We start from the raw sequence: 24,365 nt of genomic DNA, 5'->3' as shown, positions 1-24,365 counted from the left end.
CCCCTGTTCCTATAATACCCCTCGCCTGTCTACGCCATACTGCTTTCATTTGCAGAAAAAAAAAATGAGAAACTACTGCCTCGGCCTTGGACTACTGCTGGCCTTCTGCGCCTGCAAAAAGAAAGACAAAGACGACACCTCTCCTTCCGCCTCATTCAAAACAGAGAACGTAGAGAAACAGATCGCCGTACTGACAGACCGGGTGAAGATTCCCGGCGTGGCCGTAGCCCTGGTAGGCCCCGACGGGATCATATGGTCTAAAACCGCCGGCATGGCCAACCTGGAGAAAAAAGAAGCAGTGACGGCGAAAACTGTTTTCAAAATCGGTTCTTTCGCCAAACCACTCATCGGACTGAGCATCATGCGACTGGTAGAAAACGGTCAACTAAACCTGGATGCCGATATCAACACCTACCTGCCGTTTAAGGTGCAAAACCCCAGAAATCCGGGCAGGAAAATTACCCTGCGCGCACTGATGTCGCACTCTTCCGGCATCTGTGACTCCACCTATGCGCTCCGGGCGGAGACAGACATTCTCATAGCTGACGTGGACCATCCCATGCCGCTGTCGGAATTTGTACGCGAAATGCTGACCCCTTCCGGAAAACTCTACGCCACGAGCACCTTCCACGACGACCGGAATACCACCATCTTCAGCTATTCCAACGTGGGCTCCGCATTGGCAGCCTATATTGTGGAACTAACCGTTAAAGAGGACTTTGGCGCCTGGTCCTACCGCCAGTTCATCGCTCCACTGGGTACCACAACGCTTGTATGGCATCTGCGCGATTATGCCACACAGCCCTTCGCTATGCCTTATAACATTGACAGGCAGCCAATCGGTAATTATAGTATGGTGGACTACTGCACCGGCGGCCTGCACGCCAACCTGGCAGACCTCAGCACATTCGCCAGGATGCTGGTAAACAACGGCGTGAAAGACGGCAAACAAATCATCACCGCCGGCACGCTGGAAGCTATGGGTAAAGTACAGAATCCCCGGGCACAGGACGTCTACGGGCTTTTCTGGCAACACCGCAAAGCAGGTAGCCAGGATATCTTCGGCCACGGCGGCGATGTCCCGGGCAGCCATATGCAACTGTATATCAACTATGCCACCAAACGGGCAGCAGTGGTGATGATCAACGGAGATTACAACGACGATGGAGAAGTGGAATGGCTCAAATTACGGGATATGCTGTTTGAGCTTTAGATAAAAAGCGGGTGTTTCGCAGGAAACACCCGCTTTTATGCTGCTGTACAAAGGAAGTTGGCAAAAAAGGCTATAAATAAATTTTATTTTTTTATATCTTGACAGGCAAATTCCACTATTACACAAGCAGTTTACAATGATCAAACTTCCTGTTGCGCTGATTTGTTCCCTTACAGCGCTTATCACAGTAAAACCATTTTCAGGGTATTCGCAAAATACGCCAACGCCTACGCCCGCAGACCTCAACATCACCCGGTTTTCCGGCCCGTCCGTTACCCCCAGTCCTGCGTGCCTGGCGGTAGCGCCCACGGGCGAAGTGTTTGTCGGCGTAGACATGATGGGCTCCCTTGGCAAAGACGCGGGCAAAGGCCGGATACTGAAGCTGGTAGACCGGGACAATGACGGCAAAATGGACCAGCATACGGAGTTCGCCATCGTGGACAACCCTCGCGGTATCATCGTCAGGGGCCCGCAGGTCTTCGTATTGCACACCACCTTCTCCGGCGAAACAGGCAAAGCCACGGGGATGGCGCTGGTGGTTTTTGAAGATAAAGACGGCGATGGAAAAGCCGACGGCCCTCCCACCCCACTGGTGGAGCATCTCAGCAACAGCAAATACATCCAGGAGCGGGGCACCGATCACGCTACCAATGGTATCCGCATGGGCATCGACGGCTGGATCTATATCGCCGTGGGTGACTTCGGCTTCCATAACGCCACCGACCGTTCCGGTAAAAAGCTGACCATGCTGGGCGGAGGAATTGTAAGGGTACGCCCCGACGGCACGGAAATGGAAGTGTTCTCCCATGGAACACGCAACGTGTACGACGTGGCCATCGACCCCTACATGAATATCTTCACCCGGGAAAACACCAACGATGGCGGCGGATGGAACGTAAGGTTCTCCCATCACCTCCAGACCGGCGAATATGGTTACCCGGTACTGTTCCAGCATTTTACCGATGAAATCATTCCCGCGCTGGCAGACCTGGGCGGCGGCTCCGGCACAGGCGCCTTATTTATGTCCGAGCCCACCTGGCCGGCGAAATACAACAATGTTCCCATGATGGCCGATTGGGGCAGAAGCATGCTCTATATCCACCGGGTAACGCCCGATGGCCCCACTTTCACACAAAAAGAAGAAGATTTTATAGCACTGCCACAGATCACCGATCTGGATGTGGACGGCTCCGGCCGGCTTTACCTTTCCGCATGGGATGGCGCCGGCTATTCCGGCAGCGACACGATAGGGTTTGTTGTCAGGGCCGTCCCCAATAACTGGACCTATACCGCCTTCCCTGATCCGGGCAAGGCATCGGTGGCGGAATTAGCTAACATGCTGAAGTCAGCCAGCGCCGTAGCCCGCTTAAGCGCCTCGCAGGAACTGCTCCGGCGCGCAGAGCAACAGGGAACAGCGGCCGCGCTGCAGATAGCATCTGACGCACAACTGCCGCTGTATGCACGCGTGGCAGGCCTCTACACCTATGCGCAGGCCACAGGAAAAGAAGGTATCGCCGCTTTGGTGGCGCTGACAAAAGACGCCAGTCTTCGTGAACATGCCCTGAGGGCGCTGGCAGACCGCAAAGGCTTGCTGGCGGATGTTCCTGAGCAACCTTTCCTGGAGGGACTGCAAGACGTATCTCCCCGCGTGCGCGCCGCGGCCATCGTGGGCCTCGGCCGCTTAGGCCGCGCAGATGCCGCCACCGCTTTGTTACAAACAAAAGTACCGGCTTCCTTTGCGGCGCCGTTGAAAAGCCCCGAAGGCCCCCATGCCACTCCTAATGCCGCGATCGTACTGCCACACCTGGCTGTGCGGGCACTGCTGGCACTGCAGGCCACAGACGCGCTGATAGCCGCCGTCAACGGCCCGAATGCAACGCTTGCCCTATGGGCCCTGCGTTATGTGCATGAAGAGAAAGCAGTAAATGGGCTGATCGCCGCCTACCGCCTGTCTAAAAATGCAAAGGTGAAAAGACAGATCCTGACTACCCTCGCACGGCTCTATAAAAAAGAAGATACTTACGACGCCTCCTGGTGGTGGGGCACCCGTCCGGACTCCCACGGTCCCTATTACAAAGCAGTACTGTGGGCCGGATCGCCTGTCATCGAAAAATTCCTGAAGAGAGAAGCGCAGAAAGCCGGTCCCGCCAACATGGGCCTTTACCGGGACCTCGACGCCCGCCACAGAATGGAGATAGCGGCCTTCGCCCCGCTGAAACCAACAGAACCCGTGGCTGCCAAAGAAGTCAAAGTCGACCTGGAGAAAATAAAAAACAAAAAAGGACAGGTGGGCAAATCATCTATCGAAGATGTGCTCATCGCAGTAAAACAAATAAAGGGAGATCCCGCCAAAGGAAAGATACTCTTTGCCAACCAGGGCTGCGTTGCCTGCCACAGTCTCAGCAGAAGTGAAAAAATGAAAGGGCCTTTCATGGGACAAATCGGGTCTATCATGAATCGTGAGCGGATCGCCGAGTCCATCCTGAAACCTAACGCCTCCATCTCCCAGGGCTTTGCCACCGTGACCATCACGGCTAAAGGCAATAAGAGCTACGTAGGGTTCGTGACGGAAGAAACAGCCGCCAAGGTAGTGCTGAGAGACATTGCGGGAGACGTATACACCGTGAAGACGGCAGATATCATCAGCCGTAAGGAAATGAAAACATCCATGATGCCGGCAGGTCTTGCCAACGCGCTATCTTATGAAGAGTTTGCAGCGCTCGTGAGCTTCCTGGCACAACAAAAGAAATAAAACATCACAGGTATTAAAACGGGTCGTCTCCAAAGAGATGACCCGTTTTTTTATGCCTACGCGGCAACAAGCGCCATTTTTCTTTTGTTAATCATTCTTGCAAAAGTGTTAATGAGTGTTAATCCGGTGTTGCCGGCATGGCGGCTTCGGCTATCTTTGTAAGATGGACTTCATTGTTAAACGGATATGGTGGATTACCATCCCGACCGCGCTGGCTGTACTGGCTTTCCAGCTGTACTGGCTGCGGACAGCCTGGCTGAGCCAGCAGGCCAGCTTCGTGCAGGTGGTGTCTGACGGCTTGCAGAAAGCCTACGACCGCGCCGTGATCGGTTCCGTTAAAAAGCTGGAAGGTCAATCGCAGCGTAAAGACAGCACCGAAGCCCCCCGGCACCGGCGCACCTTCCAGTTCACCGCCGGCGCTATCGCCGATACCCTCCTGTCAAACGCTGATACCGGGCTGGTGAAGGTTATCACCAGCAACAACGGGCAACAGCAGGGTAATACCATCATCCAGCAGAACTTCCGGCTGCAGGACGTAGGTGCAGACATGAACCGCTTTCTGGCCAGTATCTTCGCCTTCAGCAATATCGTGGAAGTGGACACCGCAACGCTCAATAAATATTACCGCGAAGAATTGAACAACCGTCACGTAGCCCTGCCTTTTACCACTGCCATCCTAAAAAAAGACACCACTATTACACCCGATGAAAAGGTAGTGACCATCCGCTCCAGCTCCCTGCAATCCCCCCGGACCATCATCGCCCGGTTCGAGGGCGCCGGTACCCTCCTGATGGTGAAAATACTCTGGCCCCTGCTGTTGTCTTTCTGCATGATATTGCTCATCACCGGCTGCATATGGGTACTGTGGCGGATCATCATCCGTCAGAAGAAACTGGAGACCATGAAAAACGATTTCATCAGCAATATCACCCATGAACTGAAAACACCGGTCGCTATCCTCACCGCTACCAACGAAGCGCTGCTCACCTTCGGCGGCAGCAAAGACCCGGAAAAAACGGAACGTTACCTGCGACTGGAACAGGACGAACTGCATAAGCTACAGGGACTGGTAGACAATATCATGGCGCTCACCCGGCTGGAGCACAACGAAGAGCCGCAAGGCGCCGTGGAAACCATCGCTATCCCCGTGCTGCTGAAAATGGTGGTGGCCCGCTTCTCCGGCCTGCCCGGCGTACAGGTACGCACCTCGGTAGAGGTGACGCAGGAAGAAATGCTCACCCAACCAGCCGCCTTGCGGACTATTCTGTCCAACCTGCTGGATAACGCGATCAAATACACGCCGTCGGACGTTAAACAGGTAGACCTGACCGTCACCGAACACCCGCAGCATTACCTGTTTACCGTCAAAGATCATGGCATCGGCATCGATAAGGCGCATCAGCCATATATCTTCGATAAATTTTACCGCGTTACACAGGGTAACCTGCATACGGTCAAAGGATACGGGCTGGGCCTCAGCCATGTGAAAAGCCTGCTGGACAAAATAGGCGGGACGATTAAAGTAGACAGTCACCCCGGACAAGGCAGCACCTTTACCTTTGAACTGGCAAAACGATGAAACAACAGATACGTTTACTACTGGTAGAAGATGAAACCGTACTCGCCGGCGTTGTAAAGGAAACGCTGGAGATGAAAGGCTTTGAAGTGATCTACGCGGCCGACGGCCACGAAGGCTGGCAGCTGTACAAGCAGCACGGGCCCGACGTATGCGTAATAGACGTGATGATGCCCCGTAAGGACGGGCTCACACTGGTACAGGACATCCGCGCCATCGACACCCATACCCCGCTGATATTCCTCACTGCCAAAAGTGAAGTACAGGACGTGCTCAAAGGATTTCATGCCGGCGCCGACGACTACATCAAAAAGCCGTTCAGCATGGAAGAACTGATACTGCGCATACATGCCTTGCTGAAACGCACCCTCCCCCCTGCCACCCCGCCCGTACAACAGCAGATAAGGTTGGGCGGATACCTGTTCGACTACCCGCGGCAGGAACTGCACTATGGCGGCGAAACCCGGCGCCTCTCCCAACGGGAAGCCGATCTCCTGAAAATGCTGGCAGACAACGTCAACAACATCACTCCCCGCAAGGATATGCTGCTCAGCATCTGGGGCGACGACAGCTTTTTCAATGCCCGCAACATGGATGTATATATCACCCGTATGCGTAAGTACCTGCAACAGGACGAAAATATCCAGATCGTGAACATACGCGGACGCGGCTTTAAACTCCTCGCCTGATTTTTTAACACTCATTAAGAATATATACACACTCGTTAACCTATTCCCCGCCAACAGCCCGGTAATTTTACCGCATGAAAAAAATGATGCGTAAAATATATCTGCCGGGTATCCTGTTATTATGCCCGTTCATAACAACAGCCCAGCAGTCTCCGCAACAAACACAGATCGGCGACGCCGCCACCGGAAAAGCTCTTGCTGGCGTATCCGTTAAAATCACTTCCTGGAGCGACACAACAGTTGTTCGTACGGCCATGACCGATATACAGGGTAAAGTATCCTTCACACTTCCCAATGGAAACTACCGTTTACGGCTACACAGCCTCGGCTACACCGACAGTACCTTTTCCTTCAGCATACCCGCCGGACGTTTCCCCGCACTGCCCGCCGCTATAGCCCTCAACGCAGGCAGCAGGCAGCTGCAGACCGTCACCGTTAAAGACAACACACCGCCTGTACAGATGAAAGGCGATACCATCGAATACAACGCTAATAAATTCAAAACAAAAGACAATGCCGTAGTGGAAGAACTCCTCCGTAAACTACCGGGCGTACAGGTAGAGCGCGACGGCAGCATCAAAGCGCAGGGAGAAACCGTGCAACGAGTACTCGTGGACGGGAAGGAATTCTTTGGCAGCGACCCTTCCATCGCTACACGCAACCTGCCCGCAGACATGATCGATAAAGTACAGCTGCTCGACAAACAAAGCGATATGTCCGAATTTACCGGCGTTGCCGATGGTAAACAACAAAAGACGATCAACCTGGTAACAAAAAAGAACCGCAAACGCGGCTACTTTGGCAACGCCAGCGCAGGATTGGGCACCACGGACCGCTACGAAGGCGGTATCAATGCCAACAGTTTCCTCAACGATATGCAGCTGTCGCTGCTGCTGAAAGGCAACAACGTCAATAAGTCCGGCTTCAGTGCCTCCGAGCTGATCAAAATGGCCGGTTCCAATCCTGACATGTTCAACAACCTCCCACCCGCTGCGCTCTCTGAACTGATGAACATGAAAGGCGTGAAAATTATGGGTACGCCTGAAGCGCTCGCGGAAATTGCCCGTCCTATCGGTCTTACCGACACCCGCTTCGGTGGCGTCAATTTCAACAACGACTGGAACAACGGCTTCAAATTGCGCAGCAGTTATTTCTTTAATGAAACCAACACCCGCAATAACTACGACTATGCCCGGCAGTACCGGCTGGCCGATACCGCCTATAACTATTTGCAGAACGGTAATAACACTAACTACAATATGAACCAGCGTATAGACTTCACCGTAGAAACGCCGCTGAATACCCGTACAACGCTGAAGCTGTTACCGCATGCCGACCTTAATCACTTCAACAACAGCCAGGACCGCAACTTCCGATCCTATACCGCCGACGGCGTCACGCTGCTCAATGAAGGCAGTCAGCATACCCGTACCGCCGGCGATAACCGCCTCGGCGCCATGGAAATGCAGCTACGCCACCGCCTCGCCAAAGCCGGCCGCACCCTGATGTTGACGGCCAAACCGGAATATTATGAAAACAACACCACCCTGCAGAACCAGTTTAACAGCACCTTCTTTCATCTCCCAACAGGAGAAAAAGACAACCACACCGATCAACAGACGGTCAGCAAATCCAAAGTATCTTCCATCAGCGGAAATATCCTATATACTGAACCGTTATCCCGTACGCTGAGCCTTCAGCTGGGACAACAGTTCTATTACAGCGACGGCGCCTACGACCGGCAGGCCCGTAATCGTGCCGCCAGCGGCGCTTACGACGAAACAGATCCTTTGTACAGCGACAACTATAATACCCGCAAATGGCAACATACCTCCAAAGCACTGCTGGCGGGCAACTATAAAAAACTGCGCTACACCATCGGCGCCGGATGGCAGCGCAGCACTGTCAACGGCCACTCCGGGCTGAAAGGTTACCATGTAGACCGGCAGTTTCAGGCCTGGTTGCCGGAGGCCTACGCGGAATATAAAACCAATAGCCGGCAAAAGCTGATGTTCCGGTATAACACCGTCGCTACTACTCCGTCCGTCGCCAACCTGCAGCCACTGACAGACAATACCGATCCGTTGTATGTGCGCCGGGGCAATCCGGCGCTGGACCAGGAAAAAAGTCACCGCTGGTCGCTGTCTTTTAACGAAGTATCCCCCGCTTCCGGCAATGCTGTGTATGCCAACGCCGGCTTTGACTGGTACAGCAGCCAGGTGACCGACAGCACCAGCATCGACAAAAACACCGGGCAACAACTGATCATTCCGGTGAATGTACGGGGTAACTATCGGGCGTCGCTTTCTGCAGGCAAAAGCATCACCGTGGGGCCACGCAATTCTTCGGTATCCCTGGGCTTCACCGGCACATACTCCCGCAACACGTTATTTAATAACGGAGAAGCCAATAACAACACCGTGCTCACATTAGCTCCTGACGTGCATGTGAACTATTATCCCGCAGATCCTGTCAGTATCAGCGCTTCCGGCAGCGCCACCTGGAACAACCGCCGCTTTGCCATCCGCAACGGGCTTCCGGAAAAAAACTGGCTGCTCACCTACAGTATTGAAAGTATGGTGGTGCTGCCATGGAACATGACGTTCGACGCCAGCCTGGAAGGCTTTTCCGCCCTGGGTCTGGCAGCAGGATACAATAATACTATCCTGCTGCTCAACGCAGGGATCAATAAAGAAATCGGTAAACATTTCTCCCTCTACCTGAGCGCAAAAGATCTGTTGAACAACAATGCCGGCATCAACCGTATCACCGGCAACGGCTATATCGAAGATCGCAAGAACAATGCACTGGGCCAGTATTTTATGCTCAGCGCCATCTATAAATTCAGACATTTCCCGAAATCAAAAAACAAGTAACAATGCAACGCAACATCATCCTGCTCGCGGCTTTTCTTCTGCTTGGATTTGCCGCTACCGCACAAGACAAAACACAGGGCATCATACATTATGACCTCACCATGTTCCTTCATGCGTCTCTCAAACCGGACCAGCTTCAGTATAAAGACATGATACCGGAAACAGCCAACAGCGGGGAAGTGCTGTATTTCAACGGCAACAGATCAAAGATCACCCGCCAGCAACCGGGAGAACTGCAAACAGAAGAAGGCGCTAAAGTACATATCCAGATGGGAGACAACGAACTGGCTTTTTATGAAGACGGCGCCACCGGCAAAGCCTGGGCGCTGACAGAAGCTGACGGCAAAAAGAAACTAACGGAAAAAGAACATCCGAAAGACGACAAATCACGCGCAGGCAATAAAACACGCACCATCCTTGGCTTCGTTTGTAAAGAAATAAACGTGAATGGTAAAAATGGCCCGCTCACCCTTTGGGTAACAACGGAACTGCCTTTCAGGGGCGGACCGCTGCATACCTGGACACCGGCAGGCGCAGTACTGGGCGTGGATTCCAAAAAATTCAAAGCTATTGCTACCGCTATCAACTATGAACCTGTAAAAGAAGACCTTGTTACTATTCCGGCATTATAAGCCCCAAAAAACAAAAGGCAGCAAATAAAATTGCTGCCTTTCTGCTTTTTGCTGTAAATGTACTTATCGCATCAGTTCCACCCATCCCTTATACTTTCTTACGCCTTGTTCGGTACGGAGTTCCAGTATGTAATAATACGTGCCTTCACTCAGTCCGTCGCCATTCCATTTGTTGTCGTAGTTTTTATGCTGGTACACCTGGTTACCCCAGCGGTTGTAGATGTACATCGCTGATCCCGGGAATTTGCTCAGCCCCGGTATGAAGAAGTTATCATTCTTACCATCTCCGTTAGGGGTTACCACATTCGGGATAAAGATATCTTCTCCGGTCACTTTGATAGGTCCTACCACTGATGTATTGTCGCTGATATCCGGGTCCTTTTCATTGCCGGTGACAGTCGCCGTGTTGAAGATATCGTCTGCGCTTATCAGTTTCACGGTGAATGTCAGTGTGGCGCTGGCGCCGGGAGCCAGCTCCGGTATTTGCCAGCTGATAGCCGCAGCGGCGATATCATAAGTAGCCGTACCTGCACTGGCATTGAGCGTCAGCGGCCTGCCCAGCATACTTTGGAGGCGGTCCTCCACCACCACGCCGGTAGCCTTATCCGGCCCGTTGTTGGTGGCCGTCATGGTGAACGTCAGCACATTATTGACACTAAACGGCGGTGTGCTGGTCAGTTGCTTCACCACTTTGAGATTGGCTAATTTTTCGGTATTGATGGTGATAGTGGAAGTATCCGGTACGCTTACATCCGGCGGACCGGTCACCACTGCAATATTACGGACGTCGCCCGCCCCTTTGATGGTCACGTCGTAGCTCCAGCTGCGGATTTCTCCTGCATTCAGGAGACCGACGTTCCACTGCAGCACGCGGGTGCTGCTGTTGTAAACGATGTTGCCCGACGGAGGGTTGCTGTATACCGGATCGCTGACGAGACTGGCAGGTGGCAGGGTGTCCAGCACCACGACAGGGTTTACGCCGGCGCTGCCGGTATTGCGGACCTGTAAAGTATAACTGATCACCTGTCCTGTGCTGTACGGCCCGTTGGCAGGGTTCACAGATTTTACGATCTCCAGCCTGGACTTGCCTCTGATGAGTGTGGAAGCCGTACTGCTATTGTTGCTGCTGTCTTCATCCATCATACCGGCTGGTGTTTTCACCATGGCAGTGTTCTCTATGCTGCCCGGCGTACCTGCCGTAGCGCTCACCTGCAATACTACTTTAGCGCCTGCCGGGAAAGTGCCCAGCGTAGCATTCATGGTATTGTCGTTCAGCAAGGCCTGTACATTAGCTGCACCACCTGACATGGATAATACGGTCACCGCTGGTTGTGTTAATGATGTCGGCAGTATATCCGTCACCGTTGCATTGTCTGCATTGGAAGGGCCATCGTTGCTGATGGTCAGCTGATAGGTGGCCATGCTGCCGGTAAACACTTCTGCCGGACCGGTTTTAGTTATCACCAGGTCTGTAGCGCTGCCGATGTTACTGACCACTGTATTGGAAGGAATATCCTTACCGCCCATGTTGTTAAGGATAGCGTGCGCCGTGTTGTTTACGCTGCCGGCAGGCGCATTTTGCGCTACCGTACCTTTTATCTCGATAGTCAGTCCGCTCGTATCTGCGGCCGGCATGTTCACATTCACTTTTACATTGTTACCGCTGCCGGCGGCGCCGCTGTTGATCACCGTGCTGCGTAGTGGCGTCGCTGTCCAGGTAACGTTAGTCAATACAGCGGGTACCAGGTCGGAGATGTCGGTATTGACAGCATCGCTCGGGCCGTGGTTGATCACGCTGATGACATAGCTCGCCTGGTCGCCGCGTATCATGGTGGCCGGGCCGGTTTTACTGATCCTTACAGCAGACTCGGTGATGAGCTGCGTGGTAGCGGTGGCCGATTCCGGCGTGGCGCCTGTTTCCGCCGGCGTAACGGTAGCAGTGTTTACAATCGTGCCGCTGGCGTTGGCTGCAATGTTCCCGGTGATAGTAATGACGATGCTGTTATTATTACCTGCCGGCATATCGCCGGTGAGGCTGATATTGTTACCGGTACCGGAGGCGGGGCTCCTGATCACTGCGGTTCCGTTGGTGACGGCTTTCCAGCTGACTTGTGTCAATATGGCGGGTACCACGTCGGTCACGGTGAAGTTCAACGCATTACTCAAGCCGCTGTTGCTGACCAGTAAGATATATTGCAACGGTTGACCTGCAGTAGAGGTGGCCGGACCGGCCTTCTGTATATGCAGTTTAGGCGCTGCCGTTATCACCGTTTGTACCAGTGCGGAGGTGTCGGGCAGGGCGCCTGTTTCCGCAGGGGTAATGACCGCCGTATTATTCAGCGTGTCGCGGAACGACGGATCTACGGTACCATTAACGGTAACGGTTACACTATTTGTTGCACCTGGTGGTATGCTGACGGTCAGGCTGACGAGGTTGCCCGTGCCGTTGGCAGGCCCCGTGATTTGGGCGTTACCGGCGGCTACTGCGCTCCAGGTAATGTTTCTGACTGCTGCCGGCACCGCATCGAGAATGGCGGCATTGGTTGCCATGCTGGGGCCGTCGTTTTTAGCGATGATGGTATACGTGATCGTTTGGCCGGACTGCAGCGTGGCAGGTCCGGATTTCGTGATCTGTACGGATGGCTTCAGGAAGACGTCCGTCTGCACTTCGGAGGAATCCGGCACATTGCCTGGTTCTGACGGTGTGACAATGCCTGTATTGGTGATGGTACCGGAGAAAGTGGAGTCCACCTTGCCCTGTATCATCAGCCGGATGCTGCCGCCGGACGGTATATTAGCGGTTACCTGTACGTTGTTGCCGGCGCCCGTTGATCCGCTGGTGACGGTCGTGCCGGGGCTGACAGTTTGTACCGCCCAGCTGGCCTGTTTCACACCGGCAGGCACCTGGTCGCTGATAACTGCCTGTGTAGCGTTACTCAGGCCTTTGTTGGTGATGTCCAGCCAGTAGCTGATGGTTTCGCCGGCGTTAAGTTGCTGCGGGCCGCTTTTGCTGATGGTCAGCTCCGGACGCTGTACCACTTCGGTGATCACCGGCGGTGTCACTACGGGAGGTGTCAGCGGATCGGGAGAGGTTACGCGTGTTATGTTGCTGATCGTATTGGTAGCATCTGCTCTTACCGTACCAGTAATGGTGATCGTTACCGCCGCGCTGTCATTAGCCGGGATATCGGCTGTTACAGCAAGCTGATTGCCGCTGCCGGTAGCGCCGCTGGTCACGTTCGCATTGCCGGTAACGCTGGCGGTCCAGGTGACGCCGGTGATACGCGTGTCGATAGAATCGGCGATAGTGAGACCGCGGGCGAAGGCGGGGCCATTGTTGGTCACTGTGATCAGGTAAGTGATCTTGTCACCGGCGGTGATGGTGGCCGGGCCGCTCTTATGCGCCTGCACATCGGATTGTTTGGTCACCGTGGTGGTCACCTGATCGTTCACCGCTGGCGCTTCGCTGCTGCCCGCAGTAGCTACGTTGAGCACTGTACCGGCAAAATCATCGTTCAGCGTGCCCGTAATGGTGATAGCCACACTGTTGCCCGCACCACCCGGGATATCGGCGGTGGTGGCCACATTGCTGCCCGTGCCGTTATACGGCCCGGTGATGGTAGCGGCGCCGGTGACTACTGCTTCCCAACTCACATTTTCCACTTCGGCAGGCACCACATCTGTAATGTTCACGCCGGCAGCGTCAGACGGACCGCTGTTAGTCACCACTACCTGGTAGGTAATGGTATTGCCGGCCTGTGCCTGCACAGGGCCACTCTTACGTATCTGCAGGCCGGTGCGGCGGCCGATGGTCGTTGTCAGTGTGCTGGTGTTATTGGCCGGATTATAATCAGTCACATTATTAACAGCCACATCGGCGGTATTGATGATATTGCCGGAAGTTGCGCTGCCACTCACTGTACCGCTGATATATACGGTAATGTAGTTGCCGCTGCCGGCGGCCAGTTTACCCGGGATGATAATGTTACTGCCGGCGCTGTCTATTTCCTGTGCGCCAATGACTTCCCCGGTGCCCGTTACCACCGCCTTCCAGGTGACGTTGGTCACCGTAGCCGGCACCTGGTCGGTGATAACCAGCGATTCCACATCTACCGGACCGGCGTTGAATACCTGGAGCGTATAGTTCACTGTTTCCCCCGCTGTTACCTGTTGCGGGCCACTCTTGACGATACTCACATCAGTGGACTGGTTGACGGTGGTGGTGATGGAGCTTTGTTTGTTGGCCCCTGCTGTCACCACGGCTGTATTAGTGAACGTTGTATTGGATGTTTTGTTGACGACGCCATTGATCAGGACCACGATCGTATGGCTGCTTCCTACCGGGATGTCAGCGGTGGTGCTGACGTTGTTGCCGGTACCGGTGGTGGGTCCGGTGACTTGCGCATTGCCCGTGGCAGCGGCGCCCCAGGAGGTAACGGTGACATCAGCCGGTACCTGGTCGGTGATGAGCGCACCTGTGATATTGCCGGAGCCGCCGTTGGTTATCACGATGCGGTACTGGATGGTGTCGCCGACGTTTACTACAGCCGGACCGGTTTTCGCGATGCGCACTACCGGATCATTATCCACTGCGGTGGTTACGGTACTGGTGTTATCTGTCAGGTTCGGATCGGTGATGGGGCTACCTGCCGGCAGTGCTACCGTACCGGTATTGGTAACAGTAGAACCGTTCACCAGCGCCGGACTGAGTACACCTGAGATCGTTACCCGCAATACGCCATTTCCTGCGGGGATGTCGGTGGTAACGTCCACATTGCCGGTGCCGCTGGTAGGGGTAATGTTAGATACGCCGCCGGTGCTGGTCACCACCCAGGTGCTGTTGAGTAACGTTGGCGGCAGTACGTCCTGGATACGTGCGCCCTGTACGTTGGAAGGACCATCGTTCTGTACCTGCAGGGTGTACTGCATCGGTTCACCAGCGCCCTGATTGGCCGGACCGCTCTTTACGATACGCAGATTAGCCACGCGGTTGATGGTCGTTACCACTGAAGCCGTATCCCCTACCGGCGTGGCGAAGGACGGATCGTTGAGCGCCATCGCTACGTTGGTGATGTTGGGCGATGCGTAATCAGGATCTACTTTACCATTTATCTGAACGGTTATTTTAGCGCCGGCGGTAGCGGGAATGTTGCCATTCACCAGCACGTTCTGCGTGCCGGTGGCGGCGGAAGTAAGACTGGCGCCGCCGGAAGCGGTGGCTGTCCAGGTGGCGTTGAGTATGCCTGCAGGGATCGCATCTTTAATGGTGATGTTGTTGGCATCACTCGGACCATTGTTCAGCACTTCCAGCGTGTAAGCGATACTGTTACCAGCCGTTGTGGCGGCAGGTCCTGCTTTCTTTATTTCCAGTCGTGCCCTGCGACTGATATTGGTAGATACATTGGAGCTTACCGGCGGCACGTTGGGCTCTGCCGGCGTAGCCGTGGCGGTGTTGGAAATTACCCCGGCGAAGTCGCTCTGTACCCTGCCGGCGATGAGGATGGTCACACTGTTACCTGTACCAGCCGGAATATCCGCCACTACATTCAGCTGGTTACCGGTCCCGGTAGCGCCGCTGGTAATGACCGCGGTACCATTGGCCGTGGCGGTCCAGGTAGGATTCACGATGGTAGCGGGAATGGCGTCGGTGATTACTGCTGCCCGCGCATCGCTCGGGCCGGCGTTTTCCACTTTCACCCCATAGATAATATACTCGCCGGCGCTCCAGTTGGCCGGTGCATTTTTCTGGATAATAAGCTTTGGCCGCTGGCCGATCACGGTAGTAACGGTGTCAGAGGGCACCGGCGGTAAACCGGTTACTTTCGGGTCTACCGTCGCCACGTTTCTGATGGTGCCCGCCAATGTCGCTGCGGGGATGGTTGCCGTTACCACAATATTAACGATACCTGTCGTCACCGGTATATTGGCGGTTACCTGCAGGTTGTTACCGGTGCCGGCAGCTCCGTTGATGATGGCAGCGCCGCCTGTTGCGGTAGCGTTCCAGTTCACATTGGTGAGCAATGCCGGCAGCTGATCGGCGATGATTGTATTCAGCGCATTGGATGGCCCTGTGTTGGTCACGGTGAGGAGATAACGTACGTTGTCACCGGCGCTGGCGGTGGCAGGACCGGTTTTTACCACATGCAGGGATGGCCGTTGCGCCACAGTGGTCACCACTGGTCCGGACACGGCGGGTTGTGCGCCCGCCTCGGAAGGTTGCGCCGTAGCCACATTGGTAAAGCTACCGGAGAACGCGGGGTCCACGATACCGGTGATGGTCACCGATATACTGTTACCGGTGCTGCCGCCGGGGATGTTGGCGTTTACCCGTACGGTGTTGCCGGTACCGGTACCGCCATTGTTGATAACGGCGGCGCCGTTGCCAGTAGCGGTCCAGGTGGTTTGTGTTACCGCCGCAGGCACAATATCTTCGATCACCAGGTTGTCTGCATTAGACACACTGGTATTGGAGATCAGCACAGTGTAGGTGATACGTTCACCGGCATTCAGCGAAGTGGGACCGGCTTTGGTCACCCTGATAGCAGGCAGCTTCCTCACCACCACTGTCTGTGTAGCCGTTACCGGTGGTACCGGCTCGGAAGGCGTGGCGGTAGCATGGTTGATGATATTGCCGGAGAAACCAGGATCTGTTTTACCGGTAACGGTGATCACCAGTTTATTGGCGCTGCCGGCGGGTATGTTGCCGGTAACCCGTACATTATTGCCGGTACCGCTGGCGCCGGTGATGATGGCTGCTTGTCCCAGTCCACGGGCGGTCCACTGTACGCCGCTCAGTGCAGCGGGTACGGCGTCTGTTACCACCAGGTTCTGAGCATCGGAGGCGCCGGCGTTGGCCACTTCGATGGTATACGTCACGCTATCGCCGGCCAGTACGCCGTCAACGGCGGATTTGGTGATGGTAATCTGCGGCAGCCTTCTGACCACGGTCTGTTTGGTGGCGGTATCGCCGGTACTACCGGTTTCAGATGGTACAACGATAGCCGTGTTGGTCAGGGTGCCGGAGAAGGCGGGGTCCAGTTTACCACTAACAGTGACCACTATATTATTTCCGCTGCCGGCAGCGATGTCACCGGAGAGCGCGATGTTGTTACCGCTGCCGCTGACGCCATTGTCGATGGTGGCGTTGCCGTTGGCCACTGCGGTCCAGGTCACCTGTTGCAACGATGCCGGCACGGCATCTTTGATCTGCATATCACGGGCATTGCTGGGACCGTTGTTGCCCACGGTAATTACATAGGACACCGAACTACCTGCAGTGGCGGTATCCGGGCCTGTTTTACTGATTGTCAGCGCCGCCTGCGGGTTCACGGTGGTGATCACCTCATTGGAGGTGACCGGCGGGAAGCCCGGCTCTGAAGGCGTTGCCACGGCAGTGTTGTGAATGGGATTGTAGGTAGGCGGTAAAATGGTCGCGCGCACTACGATGCGGATAGCCGCTTCCGCCGCCATGTTGGCGGTTACGCTCAACTGGTTGCCGGCGCCGGTAGCGCCGCTCGTGATCGTGGCGGTGCCGGTGACCACGCTGGCGGTCCAGGTAACGTTGTACAGGGAAGCGGGGATGACATCGCTGATAGTAGTGGCGGTAGAATTGGAAGGTCCTTCGTTATCCACGTCGATGGTATAGGAGATCTGTTGTCCCGGAACAGCTGTCGCCGGGCCGTTTTTCACGATGGTGAGCTTCACGGCTTTCTGTACGGTGGCCACGTCTGTATCGGATACGGAGGGCACGCCCGGTTCAGCCGGCGTAGCGGTGGCGGTATTGGAGAGCTTGCCGGAATAGTCGGCGCTGATGACGCCGGACACGCGGATGGTGATAACATTCGAAGAACCGGCGGGGATATTGCCGGTAACGCGCACCTGGTTGCCTGTACCGGAGGCGCCGGCCGTTACCGCTGCGCTGCCTTGCGCCGTGGCGGTCCACTGTACCTGCTGTATGGCCGCCGGCACGGCGTCGGTGATAACGGTTTGCACGGCATTGCTCGGACCATTATTGATCAGCGTGATCACGTATTGTACCGGTGTACCGGCGATAGCGATCACCGGCGTAGTGCGGCTCTTGTCTATCACCAGTCCCGGGCTGCTGCTGATCACGGTGTTGGTGACATTGGAGGTAAAGTCGCCCACAGATGTTTCGGCAGGGGTTACTTTAGCCACGTTGTCGATACTACCGGTAGCGCCGGCATCTACGGTGCCGGTTACACTGATATAGATCTTACCGGTATCTGCCGGGGTGTCGCCGCCGGGGTAATTTGCTACGATGCGCAGGTTGTTGCCCGTGCCGGTGGCGCCGGACAGGATATTCACCTTACCGGTAGCGGTGGCGGTCCAGCTGACGTTGGTCAGTTTGGAAGAGATCACGTCTGTCAGCACCGCGGCGCGGGCGTCTCCCAGCCCGCTGTTCTGTGCGATGATGCCAAAGCGGATGGACTCCCCGGCCACAGTCATGGCGGGAGCGCTTTTCACCACTTCAAAGTAGGGCCGGCGTATGACCGGCACCGTTACCGTGGCGGTGGCGCCGTCCGGGTCGGGTACTACCGGCGATACGGCCGTTACCGTATTGGTCAGGTCTCCTTCAAAGGAGGACCGTATCTTTCCTGATACCGTAATGGTAATGGCGGCATTGCCGGTGGGTATGTCTGCTGTTACATCGATATTGGTGTTGGTGCTGTTGTTTTGTATGATCTGCGCGGCGCCGGAGCTGGCAACAGATACGTTACCGGCCGCAAATCCGGCGGGCAGCAGGTCGGTGATCTTTACGCCGGTGGCGTTACTCGGGCCTACGTTGGTGATCACCACACGATAGACGAGGGATTGCCCGGCGATATAAGGCCCCTGTTCGAGTATTTCTTTTGTGGCCTGGATGTCTGCGCGGCTTACATAGGTAATAGTGACTTCGTCCGGCAATGGCGGACATACCTGGTTGGTGATGGTCCATGCCAGTGTAGCGCTGGTATTGGGAGGTATGGTGATGGTCGTATGCGGATCGGTGGGGTCAGCGATGACCGGGTTGCCGCTTACGACCACCCATTTGCCGGTACCTACTGTGGGGGTATTGGCCTGCATGTGGAACACGCCGGAGTTGTACTGGGTAGAATCAGGTCCCGCGTCGGGCAGGGTGGTATTACCATATTCCGTTACCTGTAAATCAGCGTAGGAAGGCGGGCAGGCGCCGCTGCTGATGGTCCAGCGGAACGTGTAAACGCCGGTCACCAGTCCGGACACATTGGCGTTGGGCGCCTGACGGTTGTCAAACGTGGCGACGCCCGGACCGCTCACCTGCGTCCATCTGCCGGTGCCGGCGGCAGGCGTATTACCGGTAAGGGTAGTGTTGCTGGTGCCGCACAGCTGCTGGTTGGGGCCTACAGTGGCGGTGGTAGGCGTTGGGCTGATGTCCAGCGTCACCGGGTAGGACGCCGAACAACCGCTGGCCTGGTGCCGGAAGGTGATGGTAAAATGGTAAGCCCCCGGCGCCACATTGGCGGGTATCACCACATTGATGGGCGATCCTCCCAGTGCCGCATTGGTGACCGGGCTAAAGCCGGGCATGTCCGCGGAGGTAATACTGAATACATTGGCATTGCCGGAGGTAACGGTATAGGGTATACTGAATAAGGCGGTGCCCTGGCATACAGGGTTGACCGTTCCTATGTTGACCACAATATTGGGGTTGACCACCACCCGGAACGGGCTGGAGGCGCCATCGCCGGAACAGCCGCTAACGGTGGCTGTTACCCGGTAATAGCGGCTGGCGGTGAGTGCACCGGTATTCAGCGTAGCGCCGGTTTGCCCGGATACGACCGTCCATCCGCTTACCCCGTCGGTGCTGGTCTCCCACGTATAGGCGAACCCGGAGGAAGGGGTGCCGGTACCTGCTTTGGGGGTAACAGCGGCCGTCAGGTTAGCGCTGGTATTGTAGCAGATGGTCGCTGGTCCGTTAACACCGGTAGTATAGTCTATCACCTTCAGCTCTACCGGGTTGGACACCACGCGGCAGCTGACATTGTTCATTTCCGCCATGCCGCCGGCGGCCACCACGCGGTATTCAAAGCCTGCGCGGGCATTGGGGACGCTGAAAGTATACTGATTGTTGCCCTGGTTGTTGATCACACCCCCTTCGTTGGCCCAGGTGGTCGCTCCCAGCGCTCTTTTCTGCAGCTGGAAATAGTAGTTGGAATAACTTCCAGCAGGCAGGCTGACAGAGAACCCGCCGGTACCGCCGGCACATACCACGCCGGTCGTCTGCCCAAAAGCAATGGGAGGACCGCAGGCTGCAAACGCGATATCGTCCAGTGCGAGGTCGTTGCCATTACTGTTGGGCGTATTGCTGAAGATACGCAGGATCACGGCGCTGGTAGTAGACGGCATCTGGAAGATACCGGCCTGCCGTACCCAGGTACCGGGAGACTGATATGGTACTGTGCCGGTAGACACAGAAGTAATCGGAGGCCCGTTGGGGTTATTGGCGTCCACGATATCAAAACGCAGGCTGGGCTGCGCCACGCCCCCACTGGGGTTGATATTCATGATCCAGGCGGAGAATTCAAAAGTGGTGCCGGCACAAAGGCCGGTGATGGTACGTTCGTAGAACTTATCAGGGGTGGCATTGGCATCCACCACCATGCAGAAACCACGGCCGGTGGTGGTGGTATGATCGGGCCGGTCCACGAAGTAAATATTGTTATAGCCCCGCGTAGTGTTACTGATGGTATACTGGCCGGGATAAGGGCCGGTAGGCCGGGAACCTACGCCGGGGGCGTAATAGGTGTAGGTGGTGATGCCCGCCGGCAGCGGAGGACCCAGCGTTGGCTTTGTAGCGGTAGCCGCTTCGCCAAAAGTCTCCTTGAAAACCGGATCGCCGAGCGATCCTGTACACTGCTGGGCTTTCACATAACCTCCTGCCAACAGCAGCAACAATACGCAACAGTATTGTTTTACAACACGGGAAATAACACTCTGAACATTTACACAAATGGACAGCTTCTTTACCATAATAGCTGGGTTTGTAGAATAACTTGGTTTCTCATATGGGGAAAGTCCCGACCATACTTATAGCTGGCGGGGGATAATGGCTTTCGCGAGGTAGTCACCGGAGAAAAAAATCCTGCGTATGCTCCATTGCATCCGGATCGGGCTTTGCTGCGCTATAACCATGTCGGTTCTGTGAATCGGGGATGATACCTGCCTCTACATACATCGGAATCCACTGCAGTATCATTGCAAATACTACAACAGCAAAAATGGGATTATGTTCACAGGAGAGAAGATAAGTTTCTTCATAGTCCCGGTGCCCGCCGGCCTGCGGCAGGCCGGTTTCCGGGAGGCCCGCAAGCTTTTTTCCCCGCCCGCCCGGCAAAGCGGTGTCTGCTGTCCAAACCCTTTCAGGACAAGGAGCTACAGCAGAAAACAGTCCGAAACGGCTGAAATTTGGCCGCTTTAGTTATATTTGCCCTCCTGTACCGGGAAACAACGGGCATTCCATTTATGATGGCGGGTTGTACTCATTAAAACAGAAATGCAAGAGGAATGAATTATCATTTGATGATTGACGATAAGTTCATCGACGATTTCATTAAGGATGCCGAGCAGGTAGCGCCGGGGAATAATATTTTTATTATCGACGCCGTAAAAGAACAGGCCAAACATGTTAAATCCGACCAGGTACATTTCGCCCCGCATTATACGCAGGCGTTCAGCGAACTGGTAAAAAACATTTCCCTAAAAGACAAAGTATTCATTCACTGGGCATCTGAAAGCGCTATCCGGTTTGTACTGACGCTGGACAAAAACATTCCGCTCGGGTTGTTTTTCTGGGGCGGCGATGTGGTGGAAATACCGGTAAGCCGCTTTAAACACACGATATACGGGCCGTTAAGCCTGCCATACTTCGAGGAACACGAAGAACATGATCCGGTGCAATGGAACCTGCTGAAGCCTAAAAAGCTGTATCGTTCCTTCGCCAAACGATATATCCGCTATAAACGCGAACAACGGGAAATAGCCCATACCAGGGCGCTGTTCTTTGAACGGCTCAACTATTTCCTCAACTGGAACCTGCTGGACCATGACTGGATCAAACAGCATTATACCACCCAGGTTGCATATAAATATTTCTTTTACAATTTTAACCCGAAACCGGAGAATACCTTGCCGGCACAGGGTACTGGCGAAAAAAGACCGTATACGACCATTTTGCTGGGCAACTCCGATACTATTACCAACAATCACATCGAGGCCCTCGAAGCATTATCGGTATTTAAAAATGATCCCGTTAAACTGGTCATCCCGCTGAGTTACCGCGACGGCGCCTATGCAGATTTCGTTGAACAGCGGGCCATCGCCATCTTCGGCAAGGAGAAGGTAAGGGCGCTGAGGGGATTTTTACCAAGGGACGAATATTATAAACAACTGGATGAAGTGGATGTCGCCGTAATGTACCACTACCGCCCGCAGGCGGCAGGCAATACGCTGGCATTGCTGTACAGGGGCAAAAAAGTCTTTGTACACCACAACAGTACCACCTACGGACTGCTAAAGAACCATCACGCTGCCATATTTGATTCAGCGGATATCAGCAGCCTGTCTTTTGAAGCATTTTCCAGGCCACTCACCGCCGGCGAGATACAACAGAATATTACCATCGTGGACCAGCTGTTTGACCAGCAGGAAAAGATGCGGGTGCTAAAAGAAACGCTGGCGGGCAATTAAATGAATGATGACATGATGCCGTACGAAAGACTCAGCTGGGACAGCGATTTTTTTGGCTTTGAAGTATACAGGATACAGCACGGCCATGCAGACGTTGCGCAATGCCTGTCAGCCTTGAAAGGCAAGGCTCGGCTGGTATATCTTGCCGCTGGCGTTGAAACTCCAACGACCCTGCTGGAGGCTTACAACGGCCGGCTGGTCGACATCAAAACCACTTTTGAAAAAAACGTGGAAGGACCGGGGCCCCTCTCCCCCTTTATCAGCAGTTACACCACCGACCCTCCTGAAGAAACCCTTATCCGGCTTGGTATTGAAAGTGGTGTTTATTCAAGATTTAAGGTGGATGATCATTTTGAGGAAGACCAATACAAAGAATTGTATCGCCTGTGGGTCATTAATTCCGCGAACAGGAAGATAGCGAGGGAAGTACTGGTATACCGCCGGCAAGAGCAGCTTTCCGGCCTGATCACCCTGGGTGAAAAAGGTGGCAAGGGAGACATAGGCCTGGTGGCTGTAGATCCCGCCTCCCGCGGGAAAGGCGTAGGTATGGCCCTCATGGCAGCCGCTGAAGCATGGAGCCGCCAGCAGGGATATCATCAGCTGCAGGTGGTGACGCAAGGCGCCAATACACCAGCCTGTAACCTGTATCAAAAATGTGGATTCCATATTGCCCGTATTGAGTATTTTTACCATTTCTGGCTATAATTTGACTGACTAATAATTAGACCATAAGATGATACCTTTCAATAAACCATACCTCACCGGAAAAGAAGCCCACTATATGTACCAGGCAGCTCTTTCCGGTAAGTTGTCCGGGAACGGCCTGTTTACCAACAAATGCCAGCAACAGCTGCAGGAGATGTACCACTTCAAAAAGGTATTACTTACCACCAGCTGTACCGATGCGCTGGAAATGGCCGCTATCCTCATCGATACCCAACCCGGTGATGAAATCATCATTCCCTCCTACACCTTCGTATCCACCGCCAATCCCTTTATACTCAGAGGCGCCAACGTTATTTTTGCCGACAGCAACGCCGACAATCCGAATATAGACGCCGACCTGATTGAATCGCTGATCACGCCGAAAACAAAGGCTATCGTGCCTGTTCATTACGCCGGCATCGCCTGTGACATGGACAAGATCATGGCGCTGGCAAAGCGTTATAACCTGTTCGTAATAGAGGATGCGGCGCAGGCGATTGACTCCCGCTACAAAGACCAGTACCTGGGCGGCATCGGGCACCTCTCTGCCTTTTCCTTTCATGAAACCAAGAACATCATTTCCGGGGAAGGCGGTATGCTGGTGGTGAACGACGAACGTTTTGTAAAACGGGCGGAAATCATCTGGGAAAAAGGTACCAACCGCTCTGCTTTTTTCCGGGGTGAGATTGATAAATACGGTTGGGTAGACATCGGATCTTCTTTCCTGCCATCTGAGGTAGTTGCTGCTTTTCTGTATGCGCAGATCGAACACATCAAACCCATACAGGAACGGCGCAAAGAGCTGTGGGAGCTGTACCGGGGCCAGTTGCAGGGGCTCGAAGGCCGGATACGGTTTCCTTATCTTCCTTCTTACGCGACCAACAATGCACATATGTTCTACATCATCTGCAACGATGTGGACGAAAGAGACCGGCTGATACGCCATCTGAAAGCCAGCGGTATACTGGCGGTGTTCCACTATCTGTCGCTGCATAAATCACCTTTCTACAAAACCCGGCACGACGGCAGAGAACTGCCTTACACGGATTTTTATTCCGACAGGCTGCTGCGGCTGCCACTCTTCTACGAGCTGACCAACGAGCAGGTAGGTCAGATCACCTCCGCTATCAAACAGTTTTACCTGGGCCAATAGGCTGAATATATTATAACAGCAAAGGTCAGGGGACATGTCCCCT

Annotated in this window: 10 protein-coding genes; 9 read left to right on the top strand and 1 reads right to left on the bottom strand. The window is 54.6% G+C overall.

What is annotated here, in order from left to right:
* The first annotated feature begins 64 nt into the window (after positions 1-64).
* The 6 genes from B5D63_RS04950 to B5D63_RS04925 all read left to right on the top strand — a co-directional run bounded on the left by B5D63_RS04950 (position 65) and on the right by B5D63_RS04925 (position 9,738).
* Positions 65-1,213, top strand: a complete 1,149-nt coding sequence (locus B5D63_RS04950; protein WP_078667619.1) for a serine hydrolase domain-containing protein — start codon at positions 65-67, stop codon at positions 1,211-1,213.
* A gap of 136 nt (positions 1,214-1,349) precedes the next feature.
* Positions 1,350-3,965 carry a DUF7133 domain-containing protein gene (locus tag B5D63_RS04945; protein ID WP_078667618.1) on the top strand — a complete coding sequence of 872 codons (2,616 nt, stop codon included), beginning with the start codon at positions 1,350-1,352 and terminating at the stop codon, positions 3,963-3,965.
* Positions 3,966-4,128: 163 nt separating this feature from the next.
* The gene (locus tag B5D63_RS04940; RefSeq protein ID WP_143312765.1) at positions 4,129-5,544 is read left to right on the top strand and encodes a sensor histidine kinase; all 1,416 of its coding nucleotides are present in this window, start codon (positions 4,129-4,131) and stop codon (positions 5,542-5,544) included.
* Positions 5,541-6,230 carry a response regulator transcription factor gene (locus B5D63_RS04935; RefSeq protein WP_078667616.1) on the top strand — a complete coding sequence of 230 codons (690 nt, stop codon included), beginning with the start codon at positions 5,541-5,543 and terminating at the stop codon, positions 6,228-6,230. Before B5D63_RS04940 ends, B5D63_RS04935 begins: the two co-directional genes overlap by 4 nt.
* A gap of 74 nt (positions 6,231-6,304) precedes the next feature.
* Positions 6,305-9,106, top strand: a complete 2,802-nt coding sequence (locus B5D63_RS04930; protein ID WP_078667615.1) for a TonB-dependent receptor — start codon at positions 6,305-6,307, stop codon at positions 9,104-9,106.
* Between the two features lie 2 nt (positions 9,107-9,108).
* Positions 9,109-9,738, top strand: a complete 630-nt coding sequence (locus tag B5D63_RS04925; RefSeq protein WP_078667614.1) for a hypothetical protein — start codon at positions 9,109-9,111, stop codon at positions 9,736-9,738.
* A gap of 63 nt (positions 9,739-9,801) precedes the next feature.
* Here B5D63_RS04925 and B5D63_RS34555 read toward each other — a convergent pair whose 3' ends face one another.
* A complete protein-coding gene (locus B5D63_RS34555; protein WP_143312764.1) occupies positions 9,802-20,748 on the bottom strand; it encodes a DUF7927 domain-containing protein in 10,947 nt (3,648 codons plus the stop codon).
* A 534-nt stretch (positions 20,749-21,282) separates the two neighbouring features.
* Here B5D63_RS34555 and B5D63_RS04850 point away from each other — a divergent pair.
* The 3 genes from B5D63_RS04850 to rffA are packed head-to-tail and all read left to right on the top strand — an operon-like array spanning position 21,283 to position 24,322.
* The gene (locus B5D63_RS04850; RefSeq protein WP_078667612.1) at positions 21,283-22,464 is read left to right on the top strand and encodes a TDP-N-acetylfucosamine:lipid II N-acetylfucosaminyltransferase family protein; all 1,182 of its coding nucleotides are present in this window, start codon (positions 21,283-21,285) and stop codon (positions 22,462-22,464) included.
* Positions 22,465-22,476: 12 nt separating this feature from the next.
* Positions 22,477-23,169 carry a GNAT family N-acetyltransferase gene (locus tag B5D63_RS04845; RefSeq protein ID WP_159455890.1) on the top strand — a complete coding sequence of 231 codons (693 nt, stop codon included), beginning with the start codon at positions 22,477-22,479 and terminating at the stop codon, positions 23,167-23,169.
* Between the two features lie 28 nt (positions 23,170-23,197).
* On the top strand, positions 23,198-24,322 hold the full coding sequence (rffA, locus tag B5D63_RS04840) for a dTDP-4-amino-4,6-dideoxygalactose transaminase (protein WP_078667610.1): 1,125 nt from the start codon (positions 23,198-23,200) through the stop codon (positions 24,320-24,322).
* Positions 24,323-24,365: the final 43 nt, after the last annotated feature.

It is taken from the genome of Chitinophaga eiseniae (assembly GCF_900167135.1).
GTDB lineage: Bacteria > Bacteroidota > Bacteroidia > Chitinophagales > Chitinophagaceae > Chitinophaga > Chitinophaga eiseniae.
Note: the sequence above shows the minus strand (reverse complement) of the source record. Positions and strands in the feature narration are given on the sequence as shown.